This is a genomic window from Burkholderia sp. PU8-34 (genome assembly GCF_053427725.1).
In genome coordinates this window covers 168,690-189,077 of sequence record NZ_JBSAXC010000013.1, presented here as the reverse complement: position 1 = coordinate 189,077, position 20,388 = coordinate 168,690, and the positions used below count along the sequence as shown (strand labels likewise).

The following is a 20,388-nucleotide window of genomic DNA, read 5'->3' as shown; positions in this document are numbered from 1 at the left end:
GATCGCCGCGTGGACGATCGATTCGGAGAAGCCGGACAGCTCGATCACCTTGCCGAACACCGCACCGAGCATGAACACCGGGAAGTACAGCTTGACGAAGCCGACCATCTTCTCCATGAAGATGCCGGAGAAGACCGGCGCGACGGCGGCCGGATCGGTCATGAGCACGGCGCCGAGCGCGGCGATCGGCGCGAACAGGATCACGCTGTAGCCGCGGTACGCGGCGAACATCAGGAACGCCAGCGCGGCGAGGACGATCACGAAAGACAAGGGAGTCTCCTAATGGCTTTGGTTGTTGTTCGGTCGTGCGGCGAGCCGCGCCGCGGACCGGCTCAGGTTCGTGCAGGTTTCATGCCATCGGCCGGATTGGGCCGCCGGACGCGGGTCCGCCGGAGGCCGGCGGGCCCGCGCCGGTCAATCGTCAGTCGATTCTACAGAAAACGTCTCCAGCGGGAGACGGATTATCCGTTCGGCCAGGGCCGAAAGGCGCTCCGGACGCGCAGGATCAAGGTATTGCCGGCTGTCTCCAGAATGAGATAATTCGTCTCGTTCCGGAGACATCCGAAAACAATACGCGGAGACGACGACACGATGATGAACGACTGGGCCCGATTGCCCGTCGATTACGGCGACCTGCTGCGGCGTGCCGCCGAATCGCTGTTCCGGACCTTCGAAGGGTCGAGTGCGGGCACGCTGATCGTCGACCGCGACGCGCGGATCGTATGGATGAACGAGCGCTACGCGGCGCGCTTCGGTTTCGCCGATCCGCAGCAGGCGGTCGGACTCGATTGCGAGGCGGTGATCCCGCACAGCCTGATGCGCGAGGTCGTGTCGACCGGGCAGCCGATCCTGCTCGACATCATGGAGACGGGCCGCGAGCCGCTCGTCGTGACCCGCCTGCCGCTCAAGAACGACGCAGGCGAGACGGTCGGCGCGATCGGCTTCGCGCTGTTCGACGAAATGAAGACGCTCACGCCGATCTTTTCCCGTTACGTGCAGCTCCAGCAGCAGCTCATTGCGACGCAGCGCTCGCTCGCGCAGGCACGCCGCGCAAAGTACACGTTCGCGAGCTTCGTCGGCACGAGCGCGGCGAGCCTCGAGACCAAGCGCCAGGCGCGCCGCGCCGCACAGGTCGATTCGCCGGTGCTGCTGCTCGGCGAGACCGGCACCGGCAAGGAGCTGCTCGCGCATGCGATTCATGCGGCGTCGGCGCGCGCGCTCCAGCCGCTCGTGACCGTCAACGTCGCCGCGATTCCCGACACGCTGCTCGAGACCGAATTCTTCGGCGCGGCGCCCGGTGCGTATACAGGCGCCGACCGCAAGGGCCGGGTCGGCAAGTTCGAGCTGGCCGATCGCGGCACGCTGTTCCTCGACGAGATCGGCGACATGCCGCTGCCGCTGCAGGGCAAGCTGCTGCGCGTGCTGCAGGACAAGGAGTTCGAGCCGGTCGGCTCGAACCGCATCGTGCGCGCCGACGTGCGGATCATCGCGGCGACGTCGGCCGACCTGCCGGCGCTGGTCGCCGCCGGGCGCTTCCGCGCCGATCTCTATTACCGGCTCAATGTGCTGACGATTCACGCGCCGCCGCTGCGCGAGCGTGCGGCCGACATCGCGGCGCTCGTCTACGCGACCCTCGAGGAACTGGCTGCCCAGCATGGACGCGCCGCGCACTGCGAACTGACCGACGACGCGCTGCGGATGCTGTGCGCGTATCCGTGGCCCGGCAACGTGCGCGAACTGCGCAACACGCTCGAACGCGCTTTGATGCTGTCGGACCGATCGGTGATCGACGCCCGCGCGCTTGCGCCGTTTCTTGGGCCGTCGCGCGCGTCGTCCGACGGCATGCCGCCCGTGCAGGCGTCGGCGGTGCCGCAGACGGAACCCGATGCTGGCGCGGCATCCGATGCGCGCGCCGTGTCGTATGCGGACGCGATGGCGGCATGGGAGCGTCGATTCCTGATCGATGCGCTGGCGGCCTGCAACGGCAAGGTGGTGGACGCGGCTGCGCGTATCGGCATCGGCCGCGCGACGTTTTACAAGAAGCTGGCGGCGCTGGGCATCGAGCTGTAGAAGTGTCGAGCCGCGCGTGCCGGCGCGGCCGAATTCAAGTCGTGGCCGGCGCGTCGGGGTGCGAAGCATGGAGCCAGAGCAAGTGCCGAAGCGCCAAAGCGCCGAAGCGCCGAAGCGCCAAAGCGCCAAAGCGCCGAAGCCTTGCATGGGACCGGACTAAGCGCGGAAGCGCCAAAGCCGGCCGACCGCGAAGCATGGGACCGGAGTAAGCACTAAAACGCCAACTCTGGTCGACCGCGAAGCATGGGACGAGAGTAAGCGCTAAAGCGCCAACTCTGGTCGACCGCGAAGCATGGGACCAGAGTAAGCGCTAAAGCGCCAACTCTGGTCGACAGGAGGCAACGATGAAGCGAACCGGCATCGCGTGGTGGCTGGCCGTGACGATCGCGGCGCCCGCGCTCGCGCAGACCGATTCGGCCGGCGAGCCGCAGGCGCGGCGCAACTGGTACAACGATCCGTTCATTGCGCTGTCGCAGGACTTCGCCGAATGCCCGCTGCCGCTCGGCCCATGGATGACCAAGGCCGAGATGCAGGACGACGCGCACTATCGCGTCGAGCGCGGCACGACCTGCTGGCTGGCCCACCGCTGCACGAAGCCGAATTCCTATCTGTACGACGCGCCGATCGCCGATGCGGCGAAAGCGCATTTCGCCGGCAGTGCGAGGCTGGGCGGCTCGAGCCTGTGGATCACCGTGCAGCGGCGTTTCATCTACGTCGAAGGATGCGCGGACACGTCGTTCGATCACGCGGCATTGCAGCGCGAACTCGAGGCGCTGCCCGACGTGGAACAGGTCTTCGTTCGCATCACCGACGATCCTCGCCGGAGGCTGCCGTACAAGACGCGCGCGCAACCGGATCGCATGCCGGATTGACGCGGATGGACGGGCGCGTGGCATACTCGCGACATTCAAAAAATGGTTGACGGAAAGAACAATGAAACACATGCTTGCGTCGGTCTGTCGGCGGCCGGGATCGTGGCACAGACAGGTCGGGTTGATCGCATTGTTGGCCGGGCTCGGAGGGTGCGGCGGCAGTGCCCCGCTATTCACCTCCGACGGGCGCCCGACCACGCTGGTGCAATGCACCGGCAATTCGTGGAGCAATTGCACGGACAACGCGCGAGCCACCTGCAACGGTGAATTCGACATCCTCAAGCAGTCGGAAGACAGCGGCGTGCGGAGCCTTCTCTTCGCATGCAGGAAGAAAAGTCCGTATTGATTCCGTAATCGCAGGCCGAGAAACCCCCGAATCGGACCAGGCACTTTTCTATTTGCTTCGCGTCACCTATTTTTCATAGATAACATTCAGGGAATCCCATCCATATGGCGACCTACAGACAACTGACAGCGCAACTCGAAAAGCTTCAGCAGAAGATCGATAAGGAACGCGAAAAGGCGATTACCGATGCGATCGCGTTGATCCGGGCGAAGATCGAGGAATTCGACATCACGCCGGAGGAACTCGGTTTCCGTTCGCAGGGTGTTGCAGTCAAGGCCAAGCGCCCGTTGCCGCCCAAATATCGGAATCCGAAGACCGGTGAAACCTGGAGTGGACGCGGCCGTGCGCCGGTGTGGCTCGGCAAGAACCGGGCGCGTTTCCTGATCCAGGACTGATTCCCGAAAAGCCTCACCTCTCGTGCGCTGACTGACGGTGCGAACGGCCATGCGGCCGTCGCACCGTTTTGTTTTGGCGCCGCCGCGGAGGGTTTGAAGCCGTCGAATCGTCGAGCGGTACCGCACGATTGCCGCGTGCCATTTCGACCAATCGCCGCGATTTATCCGCCTATCACGGCGATTTCCGGTAAACAGCGGCGCAAGAGCGCGTTGCATGCGCATGCCCGCTCGCGATTTGCGCGGTGCAAGCGCGACAGATGCTTCCATCACCTTTCGCCTGTTTGCGCATTCCCGCGCGCAATTCCCGAACGTTCTCACCTTCGCTCCTGTAAATCCTCACCTTTGCCGAATGCGCATGATGCGCCGGATCGTTGCAAGCAACGTTCGGGTCGTAACTGGCGCGAACGGATGCCTGCGGTCGTGCGGTCGCGACGGGGCGGGCCGCATGTGATCGCATGTTGCGCGGCTTGACTCGCGTCGGGTAGCTGTCCGTTCGGCATATAGGCAGCCGCGGGCGCTTCGCCTATGCTTTGGATTCGCGTCGCCCGGAACGCTGCTTGCCGGGCCCGGTTCGAATCCCGCCGTCTTTCTTTACCGTATGGAGCCGATGTGACCGTTCGCCATCTCGATGCACTGTTCCAGCCCAAATCCGTTGCAGTCATCGGCGCATCGCCGCGCGCGGGCAGCATTGGCGCGATGGTGTGGTCGCGCGTGCTCGATGGCGCGTTCCAGGGCCCCGTGTGGCCGGTCAATCCGAAATACGACACGCTCGACGGGCACACGGTCGTGGCGGACGTCGACCGGTTGCCCGCGCCGCCGTCGGTCGCGGTGATCTGCACGCCGCCCGCGACGTGGCCCGGCATCGTGCGCAAGCTCGGCGGCCTTGGCGCGCGCGTCGCGGTGATTGTCGGCGAAGCGCGTACGGACGCGGATCGCATGGCGCTCGAGCGGACGCTCAAGGCCGCGAAGCCGTTCGTCCTCCGTATCGTCGGGCCGGGCAGCCTCGGCGTGCTGTCGCCCGCGCGGCACGCGCATTTCGGCGCGCCGGCGTATACGGTTCGCTCGGGGGGCGTCGCATGGGTGTCGCAGTCGAATGCGCTGACGAATGCCGTGCTCGGGTGGGCGCATGCGCGCGGGCTCGGCTTCTCGCATGTGGTCGCGCTCGGAGACGAGGCCGACGTCGATGCCGGCGACGTACTCGACTACCTCGCCAGCGATCCCGGCACGCGTGCGATCCTGCTCGAACTCGGTACCGTGTGTGCCGCGCGCAAATTCATGTCGGCGGCGCGCGCGGCCGCGCGCAACAAGCCCGTGCTCGCGCTGCGCACCGGCCGTGCCGATCCGGGCGACGCGCTGTATACGGCGGCGTTCCAGCGCGCAGGCATGGTGCGTGTCGACGCGCTCGACGATCTGCTCGACGAGATCGAGACGCTCGGCGTCGGGCGCGTGACGGCGCGTGGCGCCGCGACGCTCGTGACGAGCGACGCGGGCGTCGCGAAACTGGCGGTCGACGCGGTGTCGGAGGTACGCGATGTGCTGGCCGATTGGCCGGTGGCGGCGACGGCTGCGGTGTCGAACGCGCTGCCGCATCTCGATGCACCCGGCAATCCACTGACGCTTGGCGACGACGCACGTCCCGAGCACTTCGGCGCGGTGATCGAGGCGCTCGCGCCGTTTCCGCAAACCGGCACGCTGTTCGTCGTGCATTCGACGTCGCACAGCGCGCCAGCCGACGCGGTCGCGCGCACGCTGATCGAGTCGCGCCATCACGCGCATCGCGGCATCCTCGCGTGCTTCTTCGGCGCTGTCGATGCGGCGACACGCGACGCGCTGCATGCGAACGGCATTCCCGTGCACACGACGCCGCAGCGGCTCGCGCGCGCGTATGCGCGCCTCGTCGACTACAACCTCGGCCGCGAGCTGCTGATGCAGACGCCCGAAGGCACGCCGCCTCAGCCGGCTGCCTGCGTTGCGTCAGCGCAGGCGGAGGCGCGCCGGTTGCTGGACGCCGGGCAGCACGAACTGACCGGGGCGCCGGCCACGCAGTGGCTGTCCCATTTCGGTCTGCAAGGTGAAAGCGGCGTCGACGAACCGGCCGGGACAGCGATCGTCGACGTAACCGTCGACATGCATGACGACCCGAACTTCGGTCCGGTGTTCCGTTATGCCGTGCCGTCGACGGACGGCGTGTCGGCGCCGTTCGTCGTCTACGGATTGCCGCCGCTGAATACCGTGCTGGCGCGTGCAGTGATGGAGCGCTCGCCGTACGCGCGCCGCGCGCCGGTCGAGCCTGCGCTCGGCGCGTTCACGGCGCTGTCGCAGGTGGTGTGCGACGTGCGCGAGGTGGTCGCGATGTCGGTCACATTGCGCATACTGGCCGACCGGGTGCGGGCGATCGCGCCGCGGATCACGCTGGCGGCCGGGCGCAGCCGGCTTGCGATCATGCCGTATCCGCGTCATCTGGAGCAAACGCTCGCATGGCACGGCGACACGATGACGCTCAGGCCGATCCGCCCGGAGGACGAAGCGGCCCACAACGCGTTGCTCGGTGCGATGACGCCGGAGGATCTGCGGATGCGTTTCTTCGGCGCGGTACGCAGCTTCGATCATTCGCAACTGGCGCGCATGACGCAGATCGACTACGACCGCGAGATGGCGTTCATCGCGTCTGTCGGCGACGGAACCGGCAGCGCGCAGACGCTAGCGGCGGTGCGCGCGGTGACCGATCCCGACAACGAAACCACTGAATTTGCGATTGCCGTCCGGCCCGATCAGAAGGGCAGGGGGCTCGGGCGGCTGCTGATGGCGCGCATCATCGAATATGCGCGATCGCGCGGCACCGCATGGATGGTCGGCGAAGCGCTGCGCGAGAACACGGCGATGATTTCGCTGGCGAGAGCGTGCGGCTTCGAGATCACGGCGACGGAGGAGCCCGGTGTCGTCGGCTTCAGGATGAAGCTGCAGCCAGCCTGATGCGTGACGTGTATCGCGTGCGGGGGCAGGCTGGCTGCGATGCGTTGGTACGCCGTCACGGACACCGTGCACAGCCAGCCGACCCAAAGCGGGCGAAGCGACACGCGGAAGCGAACAACGATGCCGCCGTATCGCAATCGTATTGTGGGTGAGCCTTTTCGGGAGCCGTGAGTGAGCCTTTCCGGGGTCACCGGGTGAGCTGTTACGGGAGCTGGCGGTGAGCATTCCCGGGAGCTGCCGGTGAGGTTCGACGGGAGTCGCCGGTGAGCCTGTGCGGGAGTCGTCAGTGAGCCTTTGCGGGAGGCGCTGGTGAGCCTTTCCGGGAGGCACTGGTGAGCCCTTCCGGGAACTGTCGGTGAGCCTCTGCGGGAGATGCCGGTGAGTACTTGCGGGAAGCGTCGGTGAGCGCTTGCGGGAGGTGCCGGTGAGTAAGTCCGGGAGCCCAAGGTGAGCGTCTACGGGACGCCAAGGTGAGGCGTTACGGGAGATAAGGTGAGATTTTTCGGGAGCCCGTGTGCGCAAGGCTCCCGGTGGCTACGGCGCCGGCCTGCGCGGCCCGCGCGCAGGTGCCGGCCAAGCCGGGCGATGGGGTCAGGCGGCCAGTTTCGCCGCCGCGTCGTTTACCTGATCGCGCGAGATTGCGAGTTCGGCAAGGTGCGCATCGGCGTAAGCGCCGCCCGTTTCGCGCTCGAGACGGGCGATCGTCAGCGCGCAGCGGGCCACATCCTTCGGCATCGCGATGAAGCGCTTGACCGATTCGCCGGACGTGAATGCGTCGAACAATGCGCCGCGGACGTCGTCCGGAAGCGTCTTGGTCCACTGATACGGCTTGCCGTTGAACGTGATCGTCGGCGGCAGCGTGCGCTCCTTCTTCGTCGCCGTGATGAGGCCGTACGTGCGGGCCGCGTCGCCGATCTGCTCAGGCGAGAAGAGCTCGTCGGGCGTGATCGCGAATTGTTCGATGTAGTTTTCGATCGCCTGCATCGCAGCGGCGCGGTCGTCGCGCTTCTTCTGCGCGCGCGCGACGATGTCGCGCAGTTCGTCCGCCTCTTCGGCCGTGATCGTGAAGCTTGCCTGCTTCTGCTGAAGTTCGGAGAAACGCTGGAATTCGAGATCGCTCAGAAGTTTGGCCATGACATCCATCGGGTACGACGGCCGGCCGAACCGGCCATCGCAGTGTTTGAGAGGGCCGCTATTTTAGCGTAGCGTCGAGCGCGCAGCGATCGGGCGGCGCCGCGCGAGCCAGGTGCCGCGCGTGACGGACGCACATGCGTCGGGCGATGGCCGTTGCAGGCAGGCAGGCACGCGGGCCGCCGGCTGCGGCCCGGTCCCGTTGCGATGCGCGCGTCAGTCGATGTCGGTGCGGCACATCGACAGCATGCCGGCCGTGCGTTGCAGGTGCTCGACGACGACATCGGCGGACGGCGCCGCATGCGCGTCGATGCGGCTCATGTACGGGCAGGTCAGGACCGCGATCGCATGGCCGGACGGGCCGAGAATCGGCGTGCTCAGGTCGGTCACGCCGTAGGCCTGGCGGCTGTCCTGGCGCAGGAACCCGGTCTCGCGGATCGACTGGCACGCCAGCGCGAGTTCCTGCTCGTTCAGCGGCGCTTCGCCCTTGACCTTGCGATGCTCGGACAGCATGTTGGCGCGCTGGTCGGCGGCCTGGAAGGCCAGCATCACGCGTCCGGACGCGGTATCGGCGAGCCCGACACGTGAGCCGAGCCGGACGGACACGCCCCACGGGCCGGGTCCGTCGACCTGCGCGATCACGAGCAGATTGCCGTGATCGTAGACGGTCAGGTGGCACGATTGCTCGGCTGCATCGGCGAAGCGCTGCATTTGCGGTTGCGCCTCGCCGATGAAGCGGTTCATCGGCGGATGCCGGTGGGCGAGCGCGAACAGCTTGAGGCTGAGCGTGTAGCGGTCGCCGCCCGTCGAGCGCATCACGTACCGGCGCGCGACCAGCCGTTCGAGCATCCGGTAGATTTCGCTCGCGTTGCGTCCGAGTTCCTTCGTGATTTCGGTGCGGGTGAGGCCTTCTTTCTGCTCCGACAGCAGCTCGAGAATATCGAGTCCCTTGTCGAGCGCAGGCGCACGGTAGCGGTCGATTCCGGCATGGTCTCCCTGGGCGTCGTTGCCGGAGTACCGGGCATGAGTCGTTTGCATTGATTGGTATCGTAGTCGGTGAAATGCCGGCGATCTGCCGACGACGCGCATTTGCCGGCTCTGCAACGCCCATGTGTAAAGCCCGTACGTGTCGACGAATACGCCGCAGTCGAGCTTAACAACAAACAATGAGTGTGCAATGTCGCGTCTTCTTACAGATCGTTACCAAATAGGAACGGATGAGCTTCATTTCCGATGACAAACGTTTGCGAAATTTTCGGGCCAGATTCCGAGCGAGTTGGCGCGGCAATGTGGGGGGCGGCTGTCGTGACGGGAACGTGACATGTTCGTCGCCGGTGCCGGGCATCCGTGCCGCTCGGTCCGGCCCGTGCAGCGGCCGTGCTGCTGCACTGCAAGACCAGCATGCGCTGCAATAGTCGGTATCCGTCGAGCGTCATTTCACGGTGCGCCGCCGGTGGTACAAAGTCTGGCGGGCAAGCGGCGACGCGGCCGCGTGCGATCGACGATCGACGATTGAATCCGGCGCGCGGCTGCAGCAGCGGCATCGCGCCGCTATCCTGTCACATTCGAAATGAGAGGTTGAGCTCGATGAAACTGCTTCGCTATGGCCCGTCCGGCCAGGAAAAACCCGGCATCCTCGACGCGGACGGCCGGATTCGCGACCTGTCGGCACACGTGCCGGATCTCGCCGGGGACACGCTGTCCGACGGCGGTCTCGCGCGGCTGCGCGCGATCGATCCCGCGACGCTGCCGCTCGTGCCCGGCGAACCGCGCATCGGCCCGTGTGTCGGCCGGGTCGGCAAGTTCATCGGGATCGGCCTGAACTATGCAGACCACGCGGCCGAGGCCGGCATGCCGGTGCCGACCGAGCCGGTCGTGTTCGGCAAGTGGACGAGTTCGATCTGCGGACCGAACGACGGGATAGACATTCCGAAGAACTCGGTGAAGACCGACTGGGAGGTCGAGCTGGGCGTCGTGATCGGCGCGCCGTGCAAGGATGTCGACGAGGCGCGCGCGCTCGACTACGTCGCGGGCTATTGCGTCGTCAACGATGTGTCCGAGCGCGAATGGCAGATCGAGCGCGGCGGCCAGTGGGACAAGGGCAAGGGCTTCGACACGTTCGGCCCGATCGGCCCGTGGCTCGTCACGCGCGACGAAGTGCCCGACCCGCAGCGGCTCGACCTGTGGCTCGAGGTCGACGGGCATCGCTATCAGAATGGCAATACGCGCACGATGGTGTTCACGGTTGCGCAGCTCGTCGCATACCTGTCGCGCTGCATGAGCCTGCAGCCGGGCGACGTGATCACGACCGGCACGCCGCCGGGCGTCGGCATGGGCATCAAGCCGGCACCGGTGTTCCTGAAGCCGGGGCAGACGGTGCGGCTCGGGATCGAAGGCCTCGGCGAGCAGCTTCAGCGCACGCGCGGCGCGCAGTAGGGCCGTGCACGCGGCCTCGGGCCGTCGTGGCGCGATGGCCGGCGCGCACGCAGCGAGCCGCTCGATGCTTGCTGGTCGGCCCATTTACCGAAGCCGCGTCGTCGACACCGAACGGGCCGGGTTTGAACTGCACCCCAAAAGCGGGATACCGATCCAGCCTTTGGGGTGTTTTACATGAGCCGCTTGATACGGGCTCGGACCATTCGGACCGTGCCGCCGCATTCGCGATGGTCTTGGCGCACGCCGTGCAGCCGCCGCACGACATCATCCCGCTCGAATGACGGTTCCGGCTGCCAACCGTCCAGACTCCGCGGCCGGTCGATCCGCACGCAACGACGTGCTCGGCCGAAGCAGCCAACCTCTCACATCCTCACACGATGTTGTCCAGCTCGCAGTGCGCTTCCAGCCGATACCCGTCCGGATCCGTGACGAACGCCGCGTAATAGCCGGGGCCGTAATGCTCGCGTCTGCCGGGCCCGCCGTTGTCCGCGCCGCCGTGCTCGAGCGCGGCCCGGTAGAACGCATCGACTTCGACCGGCGACGACGCCTTGAACGATACGTGCAGCCCCGATTCCGGATCGGCAACGACGGGGCGCGTCGTGTGCGTCAGCCACAGAACGGGTTCGGCCGTGCCATAGCCGAGTGACGATGCGTCGCCGACCAACCGCTTGTAGCCGAGCGCGCCGAGCGTGCTGTCGTAGAACGCGCGGCTGCGGTCGATTTGCGCAACGCCGAGGGAAAGGTGATCGATCATGACAATGGCTCCTTGTTCGTTGTGACTGCGTGGGTGTCAGTACGGCAAGAACGGCAAGCAAGTTTTAACCATCATGCCGGTTATGCTAGGAAACGCCCCGGCGCTTGTCAACCAGTATGGTGGTTAGATACGATCCCGACATGAGCGACACGCACATCTCCGCCGCGGCGGACTTCCTGGTTCCGGCGCCGCCGGAAGCACTGAGCATCGATTTTGCGAACACGCTGTACTGGCGCGGGAGCGAGACGCCGACGGAAACCCTCGGCACGATCGACGACCTGCTGGCCTGGTGCCGCGAACACGCCGGCATTCCGGCCGGGTTGGCCGATGCCTGCCGGGTGGCATGCCGGGACGACGGACAGGCATGGCTGGACAGCGCGCTGGCGCTGCGGGAGACGCTGTATCGGCTCTATTTCGTGCAGGCGGAACGGCAGGAGCCGCCGGCGCGGGACGTCGAGACCTTGCGCGGCTATCTTGCGGAAGCGGTGCCGCGTGTCGCGTTGGTACGCACGCGCGATCAGTACGCGTGGCAGGTCGGGCGCGACGCCGCGACGGTCGGCGGGCTGCTGAGCCCGGTGTTGTGGTCGGCGATCGACCTGCTCGGCGGCGCGCGTCTCGCGAAGGTCAAGCGGTGTGCGAACGACGCGTGCCAGTGGCTGTTCGTCGACGACAGCAAGAACGGCAGCCGCCGCTGGTGCTCGATGTCGTCGTGCGGCAATCGCGCGAAGGCCTATCGTCACTACCACAAGGCGGATTGACGCCCGCGCCGTGCGGCGCGGCTACTTCGCCGACAGCTTCCGCCACAGCGTCGTCTTGCTGATGCCGAGCATCGCGCAGGCGCGGTCGCGATCGCCGCCGCAGGCATCGAGCGCCGCGCGGATCTCGTCCGCTTCCGCGCGCCGGCGGCGCGCGTGCAGTGTTTGCGCGTCGTCCGGGTCCGCGGCCGCCGAAGTCGCCGCACCCATATTCGGCGCCGCGAACAGCTCCGGCGCGATCGTCTGCAACGCGTCCGGGTCGAGCACGCCGCCCGTGCCGGCCTGCCCGTCGTCGCCGGCTTCCTCCGCCAGTTCCACCGCAATCCGCTCGATCACGTTCTGCAGTTCCCGCACGTTGCCGGGCCACCGGTAGCGCGTCAGGATCGGCTGCACCGCGTCGAGCACGCGCGCCGCGTTGCCGGCATCGCGCAGGCTGTCGGCGAGCCGCGGCTCGCGCCGCGCGGCTTGCACCAGCAGCGCGGCCGCGAGCGCGGGGATGTCGGCCGGGCGCTCGCGCAGCGGCGGCAACCCGACGTTCAGGATATTGAGCCGGTAATAGAGATCCGCGCGGAACGTGCCGTCCTCGACGGCCGCGAGCAGCGGCCGGTGCGTCGCGGCGATCACCCGCACGTCGATGCGGATCGGCTCCGTCGACCCGAGCCGGATCACCTCGCGCTCCTGCAGCACGCGCAGCAGCCGGCTTTGCAGCGACGGCGGCATTTCGCCGATCTCGTCGAGGAACAGCGTGCCGCGGTGCGCGGCTTCGAACAGGCCCGTCTTGCCGCCGCGCCGCGCGCCGGTAAACGCGCCTTCCTCATAGCCGAACAGCTCGCTTTCGAGCAGCGCTTCCGGAAACGCGCCGCAGTTGATCGCGACGAACGGATAGCTGCGCCGCGCGGACAACCCGTGCAGGCTCTGCGCGATCATTTCCTTGCCGGTGCCGCTTTCGCCGAGCACGAGCACCGTCGCGTCGGATTTCGCGTAGCGGCGCACGAGATCGCGCACGCGCGTCATCGGCGCCGATGCGCCGACCACGTCATCCAGTGTGTAGCGTGCCGCGAACTGCTGCGTGTTCGGCTGCGAGCGCAGCGCGCGATCGAGCCGTTCGACCGCGCGCGATTCCTGGAACGTCAGCACGCTGCCCGACAGCACGCCGCGATCGACGAGCGGCCCGCGGTGCACGACATAGCGCACGCCGCGCACGGTCGCGAGCGCGTCGCCGTCGTCGCCGCGCAGCGTGCGCAACTCCGGCGTCAGGTCGACGAGCGCGCGCCCGACGGCCGCCGCGGGTTCGACCCCGAGCGCGAGCGCGAGCCGTTCGTTGATCGCCTCGACGCGGCCGCGCGCGTCGAGCGCGACCACGCCGTCGCGCAGGTGCTGGAGCAGGTTGTCGAGGCGCTGGCGGCGCAGTGCCTCGGCGTGCGTCGCATACGCGACTTCGAGCGCGGTATCGACCGCCTTGCGCACCGATGCATGCGAATACAGGAACACGGCGCCCATGCCCGCGCTCGCGGCCAGGTCGGTGACGAGGCCCGGACCGACGATCGTCTCGATGCCGCGGTCGCGCAACTCGTGCACGCACGTTTCCGCTTCCTGCGCGGACTGATATGACGCAAACTCCACGTCGAGGCCGTACGCGGCGACGAAGCGGCGCACCTCGGGCGGCGTCTCGCCGACGCTGACGAGCGCGATCCGCGACGCGTCGCGCCGGGCGCGTGCGAGCGCCTGCATCACGTCGAAGCCGGTCGGCGTGACGACCACGACCGGCACTTGCGCGCGCGTCTTCAGGAAGCCGCCGTTCGAGCCCGCCGCGACGATCACGTCGGGCCGCGCGGCGCCGGCCTCGGCGATCGCGTTGAGCGCCTCTTCATAAGCGCGCGACACGATGCGCACATCGGCGCGTTCGTCGAATTCGCCGGCGATCTCGCGAAAGAGGTCCCGCAGACGGCTGATGCCCATTGCCCAGACACGCGGCCGCAGCGCGCGGTCGGCCGGGCCGACGGGCTTGATCGAGGAGAGGTCCATGGCGACCGATTATGCGCGCGGGATTTCATTTTTGGAACACGAGATTTCCAAATTGAAATCATCAGGCCTGTCCGGCATGCGGCCGGTTGCTTAAGAATCAGTGGGTTAGCGGCGACGCGCGAGCTGGCCCGATCCTTGCTGTTCCAACGTGCATTCCCTCAGGAGGCCGTTCATGAGCAACACGCATCTTCAAAGCGCCGGCGCGAAATTCCGCGCGGCAGTCGCGGCCGAGCAGCCGCTGCAGGTGGTCGGCGCGATCACCGCGTACGCGGCCAAGATGGCGCAGGCCGTCGGCTTCAAGGCCGTGTACCTGTCGGGCGGCGGCGTCGCTGCGAATTCGCTCGGCATCCCCGATCTCGGCATCAGCACGATGGAAGACGTGCTGATCGACGCGAACCGGATCACCAACGCGACCGACCTGCCGCTGCTCGTCGACATCGATACGGGCTGGGGCGGCGCGTTCAACATCGCGCGCACGGTCCGCTCGTTCATCAAGGCCGGCGTCGCGGCCGTGCACCTCGAGGACCAGGTCGGCCAGAAGCGCTGCGGCCACCGTCCGGGCAAGGAAGTCGTGCCGGCCGACGAAATGGTCGATCGCATCAAGGCCGCGGTCGATGCGCGCACTGACGACCAGTTCGTGATCATGGCGCGCACCGATGCGGCCGCCGGCGAAGGGATCGACTCGGCGATCGAGCGCGCGGTGGCCTACGTCGAAGCCGGCGCGGACATGATCTTCCCGGAAGCGATGAAGACGCTCGACGACTACCGCCGCTTCAAGGCCGCCGTGAAGGTGCCGATCCTCGCGAACCTGACCGAGTTCGGCTCGACGCCGCTGTTCACGCTCGACGAGCTGCGCGAGGCGAACGTCGACATCGCGCTGTACTGCTGCGGCGCGTATCGCGCAATGAACAAGGCCGCGCTGAATTTCTACGAGACGCTGCGCCGCGACGGCACCCAGAAGGCGGCCGTGCCGACGATGCAGACGCGCGCCGAGCTGTACGACTACCTCGGCTATCACGCCTACGAGCAGAAGCTCGACGAGCTGTTCGCGCAGGGCAAGAAGTAACGCGCCCCGCACCCCACGAGACACGAATCTGAGCTTTGCATGGGGCCGGAGTGCGCTTTGCGAGGGACCGGAGCAAGTGCTGAAGCACTCACTCCGGTCGACAAGCGCCGAAGCGCCGACACTGGCCAACAAACTGGAGAACGGAAACATGAGCGAGACGAAAGACGCAGCAGCACCGGCCGCCGCAGGCGCGTTCAAACCGAAGAAGTCGGTCGCGCTGTCGGGCGTGACGGCCGGCAACACGGCCCTCTGCACGGTCGGCAAGACCGGCAACGACCTGCACTATCGCGGCTACGACATCCTCGACGTCGCCGAGTCGTGCGAGTTCGAGGAAATCGCGCACCTGCTCGTGCACGAGACGCTGCCGAACCTGACCGAACTCGCCGCGTACAAGGCGAAGCTGCGCGCGATGCGTGGCCTGCCGAACGCGCTGAAGGCCGCGCTCGAGCAGATTCCGGCGTCCGCGCACCCGATGGACGTGATGCGCACGGGCGTGTCGGTGCTCGGCACCGTGCTGCCGGAGAAGGACGACCACAACCTGCCCGGCGCGCGCGACATCGCCGACCGCCTGATGGCGTCGCTCGGCTCGATGCTGCTGTACTGGTATCACTTCTCGCACAACGGCAAGCGCATCGAAACGGAAACCGACGACGATTCGATCGGCGGCCACTTCCTGCACCTGCTGCACGGCAAGGCGCCGTCGAAGTCGTGGGTCGACGCGATGCACACGTCGCTGATCCTGTACGCGGAGCACGAGTTCAACGCATCGACGTTCACGGGCCGCGTGATCGCGGGCACGGGTTCGGACATCTACTCGGCGATCACCGGCGCGATCGGCGCGCTGCGCGGGCCGAAGCACGGCGGCGCGAACGAAGTCGCGTATGAAATCCAGAGCCGTTACCGTTCGCCGGACGAAGCGGAACTCGACATCCGCCGCCGCGTCGAGAACAAGGAAGTCGTGATCGGCTTCGGCCACCCCGTCTACACGATCTCCGATCCGCGCAACAAGGTGATCAAGGGCGTCGCGCACAAGCTGTCGAAGGAAGCGGGCGACCTGAAGCTGTACAACATCGCCGAGCGCCTCGAGTCGGTGATGTGGGACGCGAAGAAGATGTTCCCGAACCTCGACTGGTTCAGCGCGGTGTCGTATCACATGATGGGCGTGCCGACCGCGATGTTCACGCCGCTGTTCGTGATCTCGCGTACGTCCGGCTGGAGCGCGCACATCATCGAGCAGCGCGTCGACAACAAGATCATCCGTCCGAGCGCGAACTACACGGGTCCGGAAGACCTGCAGTTCGTGCCGATCGAGAAGCGCTGATCGCAAGCAGCGCGCGGCGGCCGTGCATCGAGCATGCATCGGCCGCCGCGCGCTGAACGTCCTATCCAGGTTGCCCCACATGATGAATACCGCCTACCGCAAACCCCTGCCCGGCACGTCGCTGGATTACTTCGACGCGCGCGCCGCGGTCGAAGCGATCGCGCCCGGCGCGTACGACACGCTGCCGTACACGTCGCGCGTGCTCGCCGAGAACCTCGTGCGCCGCTGCGATCCGGCGATCCTCGCCGATTCGCTGAAACAGATCGTCGAGCGCAAGCGCGAACGCGATTTCCCGTGGTTCCCGGCGCGCGTCGTGTGCCATGACATCCTCGGCCAGACGGCGCTCGTCGATCTCGCCGGCCTGCGCGACGCGATCGCCGATCGCGGCGGCGACCCGGCGAAGGTGAACCCGGTCGTGCCTGTGCAGCTGATCGTCGACCACTCGCTCGCCGTCGAATGCGGCGGCTTCGATCCGGACGCGTTCGCGAAGAACCGCGCGATCGAGGATCGCCGCAACGAGGACCGTTTCCACTTCATCGAGTGGACGAAGAAGGCATTCGAGAACGTCGACGTGATCCCGCCCGGCAACGGCATCATGCACCAGATCAACCTGGAGAAGATGTCGCCGGTGATCCAGGCGCAAGATGGCGTCGCGTATCCGGACACCTGCGTCGGCACCGACAGCCACACGCCGCACGTCGACGCGCTCGGCGTGATCGCAATCGGCGTCGGCGGCCTGGAAGCCGAGAACGTGATGCTCGGCCGCGCGTCGTGGATGCGCCTGCCCGACATCGTCGGCGTCGAGCTGACCGGCAAGCGCCAGCCCGGCATCACCGCGACCGACGTCGTGCTCGCGCTGACCGAATTCCTGCGCAAGGAGAAGGTGGTCGGCGCGTATCTGGAGTTTCGCGGCGAAGGCGCGGCGAGCCTCACGCTCGGCGACCGCGCGACGATCTCGAACATGGCGCCCGAATATGGAGCGACGGCCGCGATGTTCTTCATCGACGGCCAGACGACCGACTACCTGCGCCTGACGGGCCGCAGCGACGAGCAGGTGAAGCTCGTCGAGACGTATGCGAAGGAAGCGGGCCTGTGGGCCGACACGCTGAACAACGCGCAATACGAGCGCACGCTGACGTTCGACCTGTCGAGCGTCGTGCGCAACATGGCCGGCCCGTCGAATCCGCACAAGCGGCTGCCGACGTCGGACCTCGCTGCGCGCGGGATCGCCGGCCAGTGGGAAGAGAAAGCGGGCGAGATGCCCGACGGCGCGGTGATCATCGCAGCGATCACGAGCTGCACGAACACCAGCAACCCGCGCAACGTGATCGCCGCGGCCTTGCTCGCGCGCAACGCGAACGCGCGCGGCCTCACGCGCAAGCCGTGGGTGAAGAGCTCGCTTGCGCCGGGTTCCAAGGCGGTCGAGCTGTATCTGGAAGAGGCGAACCTGCTGCCCGAACTCGAGAAGCTCGGCTTCGGCATCGTCGCGTTCGCGTGCACGACCTGCAACGGGATGTCCGGCGCGCTCGATCCGAAGATCCAGCAGGAAATCGTCGATCGCGACCTGTACGCGACCGCCGTGCTGTCCGGCAACCGCAACTTCGACGGCCGCATCCATCCGTATGCGAAGCAGGCGTTCCTCGCATCGCCGCCGCTCGTCGTCGCGTATGCGATCGCGGGCACGATCCGCTTCGACATCGAGAAGGACGTGCTCGGCCATGACCAGGACGGCAAGCCCGTCACGCTGAAGGACATCTGGCCGACCGACGAGGAGATCGACGCGATCGTCGCGTCGAGCGTGAAGCCCGAGCAGTTCCGCAAGGTCTACGAGCCGATGTTCGCGCGGAGCGCCGATGCGGGCGAGCGCGCGGCGCCGCTGTACGACTGGCGCGCGCAGAGCACGTATATCCGCCGTCCGCCGTACTGGGAAGGCGCGCTGGCCGGCGAACGCACGCTGCAGGGCATGCGCCCGCTCGCGGTGCTCGGCGACAACATCACGACCGATCACCTGTCGCCGTCGAACGCGATCCTCGCGACCAGCGCGGCCGGCGAGTACCTCGCAAAGATGGGCCTGCCGGAAGAGGACTTCAACTCGTACGCGACGCACCGGGGAGACCACCTGACCGCGCAGCGCGCGACCTTCGCGAACCCGACGCTGATCAACGAGATGGCGGTTGTCGACGGCGCGGTGAAGAAGGGCTCGCTCGCGCGCGTCGAGCCGGAAGGGAAGGTCATGCGGATGTGGGAAGCGATCGAGACGTACATGAATCGCAAGCAGCCGCTGATCGTCGTCGCCGGCGCCGACTACGGCCAGGGCTCGTCGCGCGACTGGGCCGCGAAGGGCGTGCGGCTCGCAGGCGTCGAGGCGATCGCCGCCGAAGGGTTCGAGCGGATCCACCGCACGAACCTGATCGGGATGGGCGTGCTGCCGCTCGAGTTCAAGCCGGGCACGAACCGGACGACGCTCGGCATCGACGGCACCGAGACCTTCGACGTGATCGGCGAGCGCAAGCCGCGCGCCGACCTGACGCTCGTGATTCACCGCAAGAACGGCGAGCGCGTCGAGGTGCCGATGACGTGCCGGCTCGATACGGCCGAGGAAGTGTCGATCTACGAAGCGGGCGGCGTGCTGCAGCGCTTCGCGCAGGACTTCCTCGAATCGTCGCAGGCCGCGGCTTGACCGTGCATTGATGCAACGACGCGGGCGATGCGGCGACGCATCGCGTTGCAGAACTGTCCGCCGTATCGGCGGGCGGATCGAAGGGTCTGGTCTCGCGGCGGCGCGCTTGCGCCGTCCGGGAGGTCAGGCCCGAGTCACATTTGCTTTACATGGGATCGGAGCAAGCGCTGAAGCGCCAACTCCGATCGACCGCGAAGCATGGGATCAGAGCAAGCGCTGAAGCGCTGACTCTGATCGACAGGACAACATGGACATGGCACACATTCCTCAAATCAGGATTCCCGCGACCTACCTGCGCGGCGGCACCAGCAAGGGCGTGTTCTTCCGCCTGCAGGACCTGCCCGAGGCCGCGCAGGCGCCGGGCGCCGCGCGCGATGCACTGCTGCTGCGCGTGATCGGCAGCCCCGATCCGTACGGCAAGCAGATCGACGGGATGGGCGGCGCGACGTCGAGCACGAGCAAGACGGTGATCGTGTCGAAGAGCACGCGGCCCGGCCACGACGTCGACTACCTGTTCGGGCAGGTCGCGATCGACAAGGCGTTCGTCGACTGGACCGGCAACTGCGGCAACCTGTCGGCGGCGGTCGGCCCGTTCGCGATCAGCGGCGGCCTCGTCGATCCGGCGCGCGTGCCGCACGACGGCGTGGCGACCGTGCGGATCTGGCAGGCGAACATCGGCAAGACGATCGTTGCGCACGTGCCGATCACGAACGGCGCGGTGCAGGAGACGGGCGATTTCGAGCTCGACGGCGTGACGTTCCCGGCCGCCGAAGTGCAGCTCGAGTTCATGGACCCGGCCGCCGAGGAGGAAGGCGCGGGCGGCTCGATGTTCCCGACCGGCAACCTCGTCGACGATCTCGCCGTGCCGGGCGTCGGCACGCTGAAGGCGACGATGATCAACGCGGGCATCCCGACGATCTTCGTCGACGCCGAAGCGATCGGCTATACGGGCACCGAGCTGCAGGACGCGATCAACGGCGACCCGAAGGCGCTCGAGAAGTTCGAGACGATTCGCGCGCACGGCGCGCTGCGGATGGGCCTGATCGACACGCTCGACGAGATCGCGACGCGGCAGCACACGCCGAAGGTCGCGTTCGTCGCGAAGCCGGCCGACTACGTCGCGTCGAGCGGCAAGCGCGTCAAGGCGGCCGACGTCGACCTGCTGGTGCGCGCGATGTCGATGGGCAAGCTGCATCACGCGATGATGGGCACGGCGGCCGTCGCGATCGGCACGGCGGCGGCGATTCCGGGCACGCTCGTGAACCTCGCGGCAGGCGGCGGCGAGCGCCAGGCCGTGCGCTTCGGGCATCCGTCGGGCACGCTGCGGGTGGGCGCGGAAGCGAAGCTGGAAAACGGCGAGTGGACCGTCACGAAGGCGATCATGAGCCGCAGCGCGCGTGTGCTGATGGAAGGCTGGGTGCGCGTGCCGGGGGATGCGTTCTGACGCGGCACGGCCGGTGCGAACGGCTCGGGCTGCCGCGCCACTGTTAGCCCGATCCCTGCGAAGCGGACCCCGCCGAGCAGGGATTTTTCGTTTGAAGGGGGCGTCGCGAACGCCATCCGA

The 20,388-nt window shown here is 67.2% G+C and carries 16 protein-coding genes and 1 pseudogene; 11 read left to right on the top strand and 6 right to left on the bottom strand.

Annotated features, from left to right (window positions below):
* A pseudogene (locus ACV22Z_RS26650) lies at nucleotides 1–270 on the bottom strand (GntP family permease); the annotation flags it as partial.
* A gap of 321 nt (nucleotides 271–591) precedes the next feature.
* Here ACV22Z_RS26650 and ACV22Z_RS26645 point away from each other — a divergent pair.
* From ACV22Z_RS26645 to ACV22Z_RS26625, 5 genes are all read left to right on the top strand, one after another.
* Nucleotides 592–2,070: a sigma-54 interaction domain-containing protein gene (locus tag ACV22Z_RS26645; protein ID WP_448079262.1), complete on the top strand. Its 1,479-nt coding sequence runs from the start codon at nucleotides 592–594 to the stop codon at nucleotides 2,068–2,070.
* Nucleotides 2,071–2,414: 344 nt separating this feature from the next.
* Nucleotides 2,415–2,942, top strand: a complete 528-nt coding sequence (locus ACV22Z_RS26640; RefSeq protein ID WP_448079261.1) for a BON domain-containing protein — start codon at nucleotides 2,415–2,417, stop codon at nucleotides 2,940–2,942.
* 61 nt (nucleotides 2,943–3,003) lie between these two features.
* Nucleotides 3,004–3,288 carry a hypothetical protein gene (locus tag ACV22Z_RS26635; protein WP_448079260.1) on the top strand — a complete coding sequence of 95 codons (285 nt, stop codon included), beginning with the start codon at nucleotides 3,004–3,006 and terminating at the stop codon, nucleotides 3,286–3,288.
* Between the two features lie 104 nt (nucleotides 3,289–3,392).
* Nucleotides 3,393–3,683 carry an H-NS histone family protein gene (locus ACV22Z_RS26630; RefSeq protein ID WP_448079259.1) on the top strand — a complete coding sequence of 97 codons (291 nt, stop codon included), beginning with the start codon at nucleotides 3,393–3,395 and terminating at the stop codon, nucleotides 3,681–3,683.
* Nucleotides 3,684–4,292: 609 nt separating this feature from the next.
* A complete protein-coding gene (locus ACV22Z_RS26625) occupies nucleotides 4,293–6,656 on the top strand; it encodes a GNAT family N-acetyltransferase (protein WP_448079269.1) in 2,364 nt (787 codons plus the stop codon).
* Between the two features lie 591 nt (nucleotides 6,657–7,247).
* Here ACV22Z_RS26625 and ACV22Z_RS26620 read toward each other — a convergent pair.
* The 3 genes from ACV22Z_RS26620 to ACV22Z_RS26610 form a co-directional block, all read right to left on the bottom strand.
* A complete protein-coding gene (locus tag ACV22Z_RS26620) occupies nucleotides 7,248–7,799 on the bottom strand; it encodes a hypothetical protein (protein ID WP_448079258.1) in 552 nt (183 codons plus the stop codon).
* 204 nt (nucleotides 7,800–8,003) lie between these two features.
* Entirely contained in the window at nucleotides 8,004–8,825 is an 822-nt protein-coding gene (locus ACV22Z_RS26615) for an IclR family transcriptional regulator (RefSeq protein ID WP_448079257.1), read from the bottom strand.
* A gap of 152 nt (nucleotides 8,826–8,977) precedes the next feature.
* Nucleotides 8,978–9,331, bottom strand: a complete 354-nt coding sequence (locus ACV22Z_RS26610) for a hypothetical protein (protein ID WP_448079256.1) — start codon at nucleotides 9,329–9,331, stop codon at nucleotides 8,978–8,980.
* Between the two features lie 43 nt (nucleotides 9,332–9,374).
* Here ACV22Z_RS26610 and ACV22Z_RS26605 point away from each other — a divergent pair, with 43 nt between their 5' ends.
* The gene (locus tag ACV22Z_RS26605) at nucleotides 9,375–10,223 is read left to right on the top strand and encodes an ureidoglycolate lyase (RefSeq protein ID WP_448079255.1); all 849 of its coding nucleotides are present in this window, start codon (nucleotides 9,375–9,377) and stop codon (nucleotides 10,221–10,223) included.
* 370 nt (nucleotides 10,224–10,593) lie between these two features.
* Here ACV22Z_RS26605 and ACV22Z_RS26600 read toward each other — a convergent pair whose 3' ends face one another.
* Complete coding sequence (locus ACV22Z_RS26600; protein WP_448079254.1) at nucleotides 10,594–10,977, bottom strand: VOC family protein; 384 nt, start codon at nucleotides 10,975–10,977, stop codon at nucleotides 10,594–10,596.
* Nucleotides 10,978–11,117: 140 nt separating this feature from the next.
* Here ACV22Z_RS26600 and ACV22Z_RS26595 point away from each other — a divergent pair, with 140 nt between their 5' ends.
* On the top strand, nucleotides 11,118–11,735 hold the full coding sequence (locus tag ACV22Z_RS26595; RefSeq protein WP_448079253.1) for a CGNR zinc finger domain-containing protein: 618 nt from the start codon (nucleotides 11,118–11,120) through the stop codon (nucleotides 11,733–11,735).
* 21 nt (nucleotides 11,736–11,756) lie between these two features.
* Here ACV22Z_RS26595 and prpR read toward each other — a convergent pair whose 3' ends face one another.
* Nucleotides 11,757–13,757 carry a propionate catabolism operon regulatory protein PrpR gene (gene prpR / locus ACV22Z_RS26590; RefSeq protein WP_448079252.1) on the bottom strand — a complete coding sequence of 667 codons (2,001 nt, stop codon included), beginning with the start codon at nucleotides 13,755–13,757 and terminating at the stop codon, nucleotides 11,757–11,759.
* Nucleotides 13,758–13,929: 172 nt separating this feature from the next.
* Here prpR and prpB point away from each other — a divergent pair, with 172 nt between their 5' ends.
* The 4 genes from prpB (at nucleotide 13,930) to prpF (ending at nucleotide 20,268) form a co-directional block, all read left to right on the top strand.
* A complete protein-coding gene (prpB, locus tag ACV22Z_RS26585) occupies nucleotides 13,930–14,823 on the top strand; it encodes a methylisocitrate lyase (protein WP_448079251.1) in 894 nt (297 codons plus the stop codon).
* 148 nt (nucleotides 14,824–14,971) lie between these two features.
* The gene (prpC, locus tag ACV22Z_RS26580; RefSeq protein WP_448079250.1) at nucleotides 14,972–16,144 is read left to right on the top strand and encodes a bifunctional 2-methylcitrate synthase/citrate synthase; all 1,173 of its coding nucleotides are present in this window, start codon (nucleotides 14,972–14,974) and stop codon (nucleotides 16,142–16,144) included.
* 82 nt (nucleotides 16,145–16,226) lie between these two features.
* Nucleotides 16,227–18,824 (top strand): Fe/S-dependent 2-methylisocitrate dehydratase AcnD, encoded by a 2,598-nt coding sequence (gene acnD, locus ACV22Z_RS26575; protein WP_448079268.1) that lies wholly within the window; start codon nucleotides 16,227–16,229, stop codon nucleotides 18,822–18,824.
* A gap of 253 nt (nucleotides 18,825–19,077) precedes the next feature.
* Entirely contained in the window at nucleotides 19,078–20,268 is a 1,191-nt protein-coding gene (gene prpF / locus ACV22Z_RS26570; protein WP_448079249.1) for a 2-methylaconitate cis-trans isomerase PrpF, read from the top strand.
* Nucleotides 20,269–20,388: the final 120 nt, after the last annotated feature.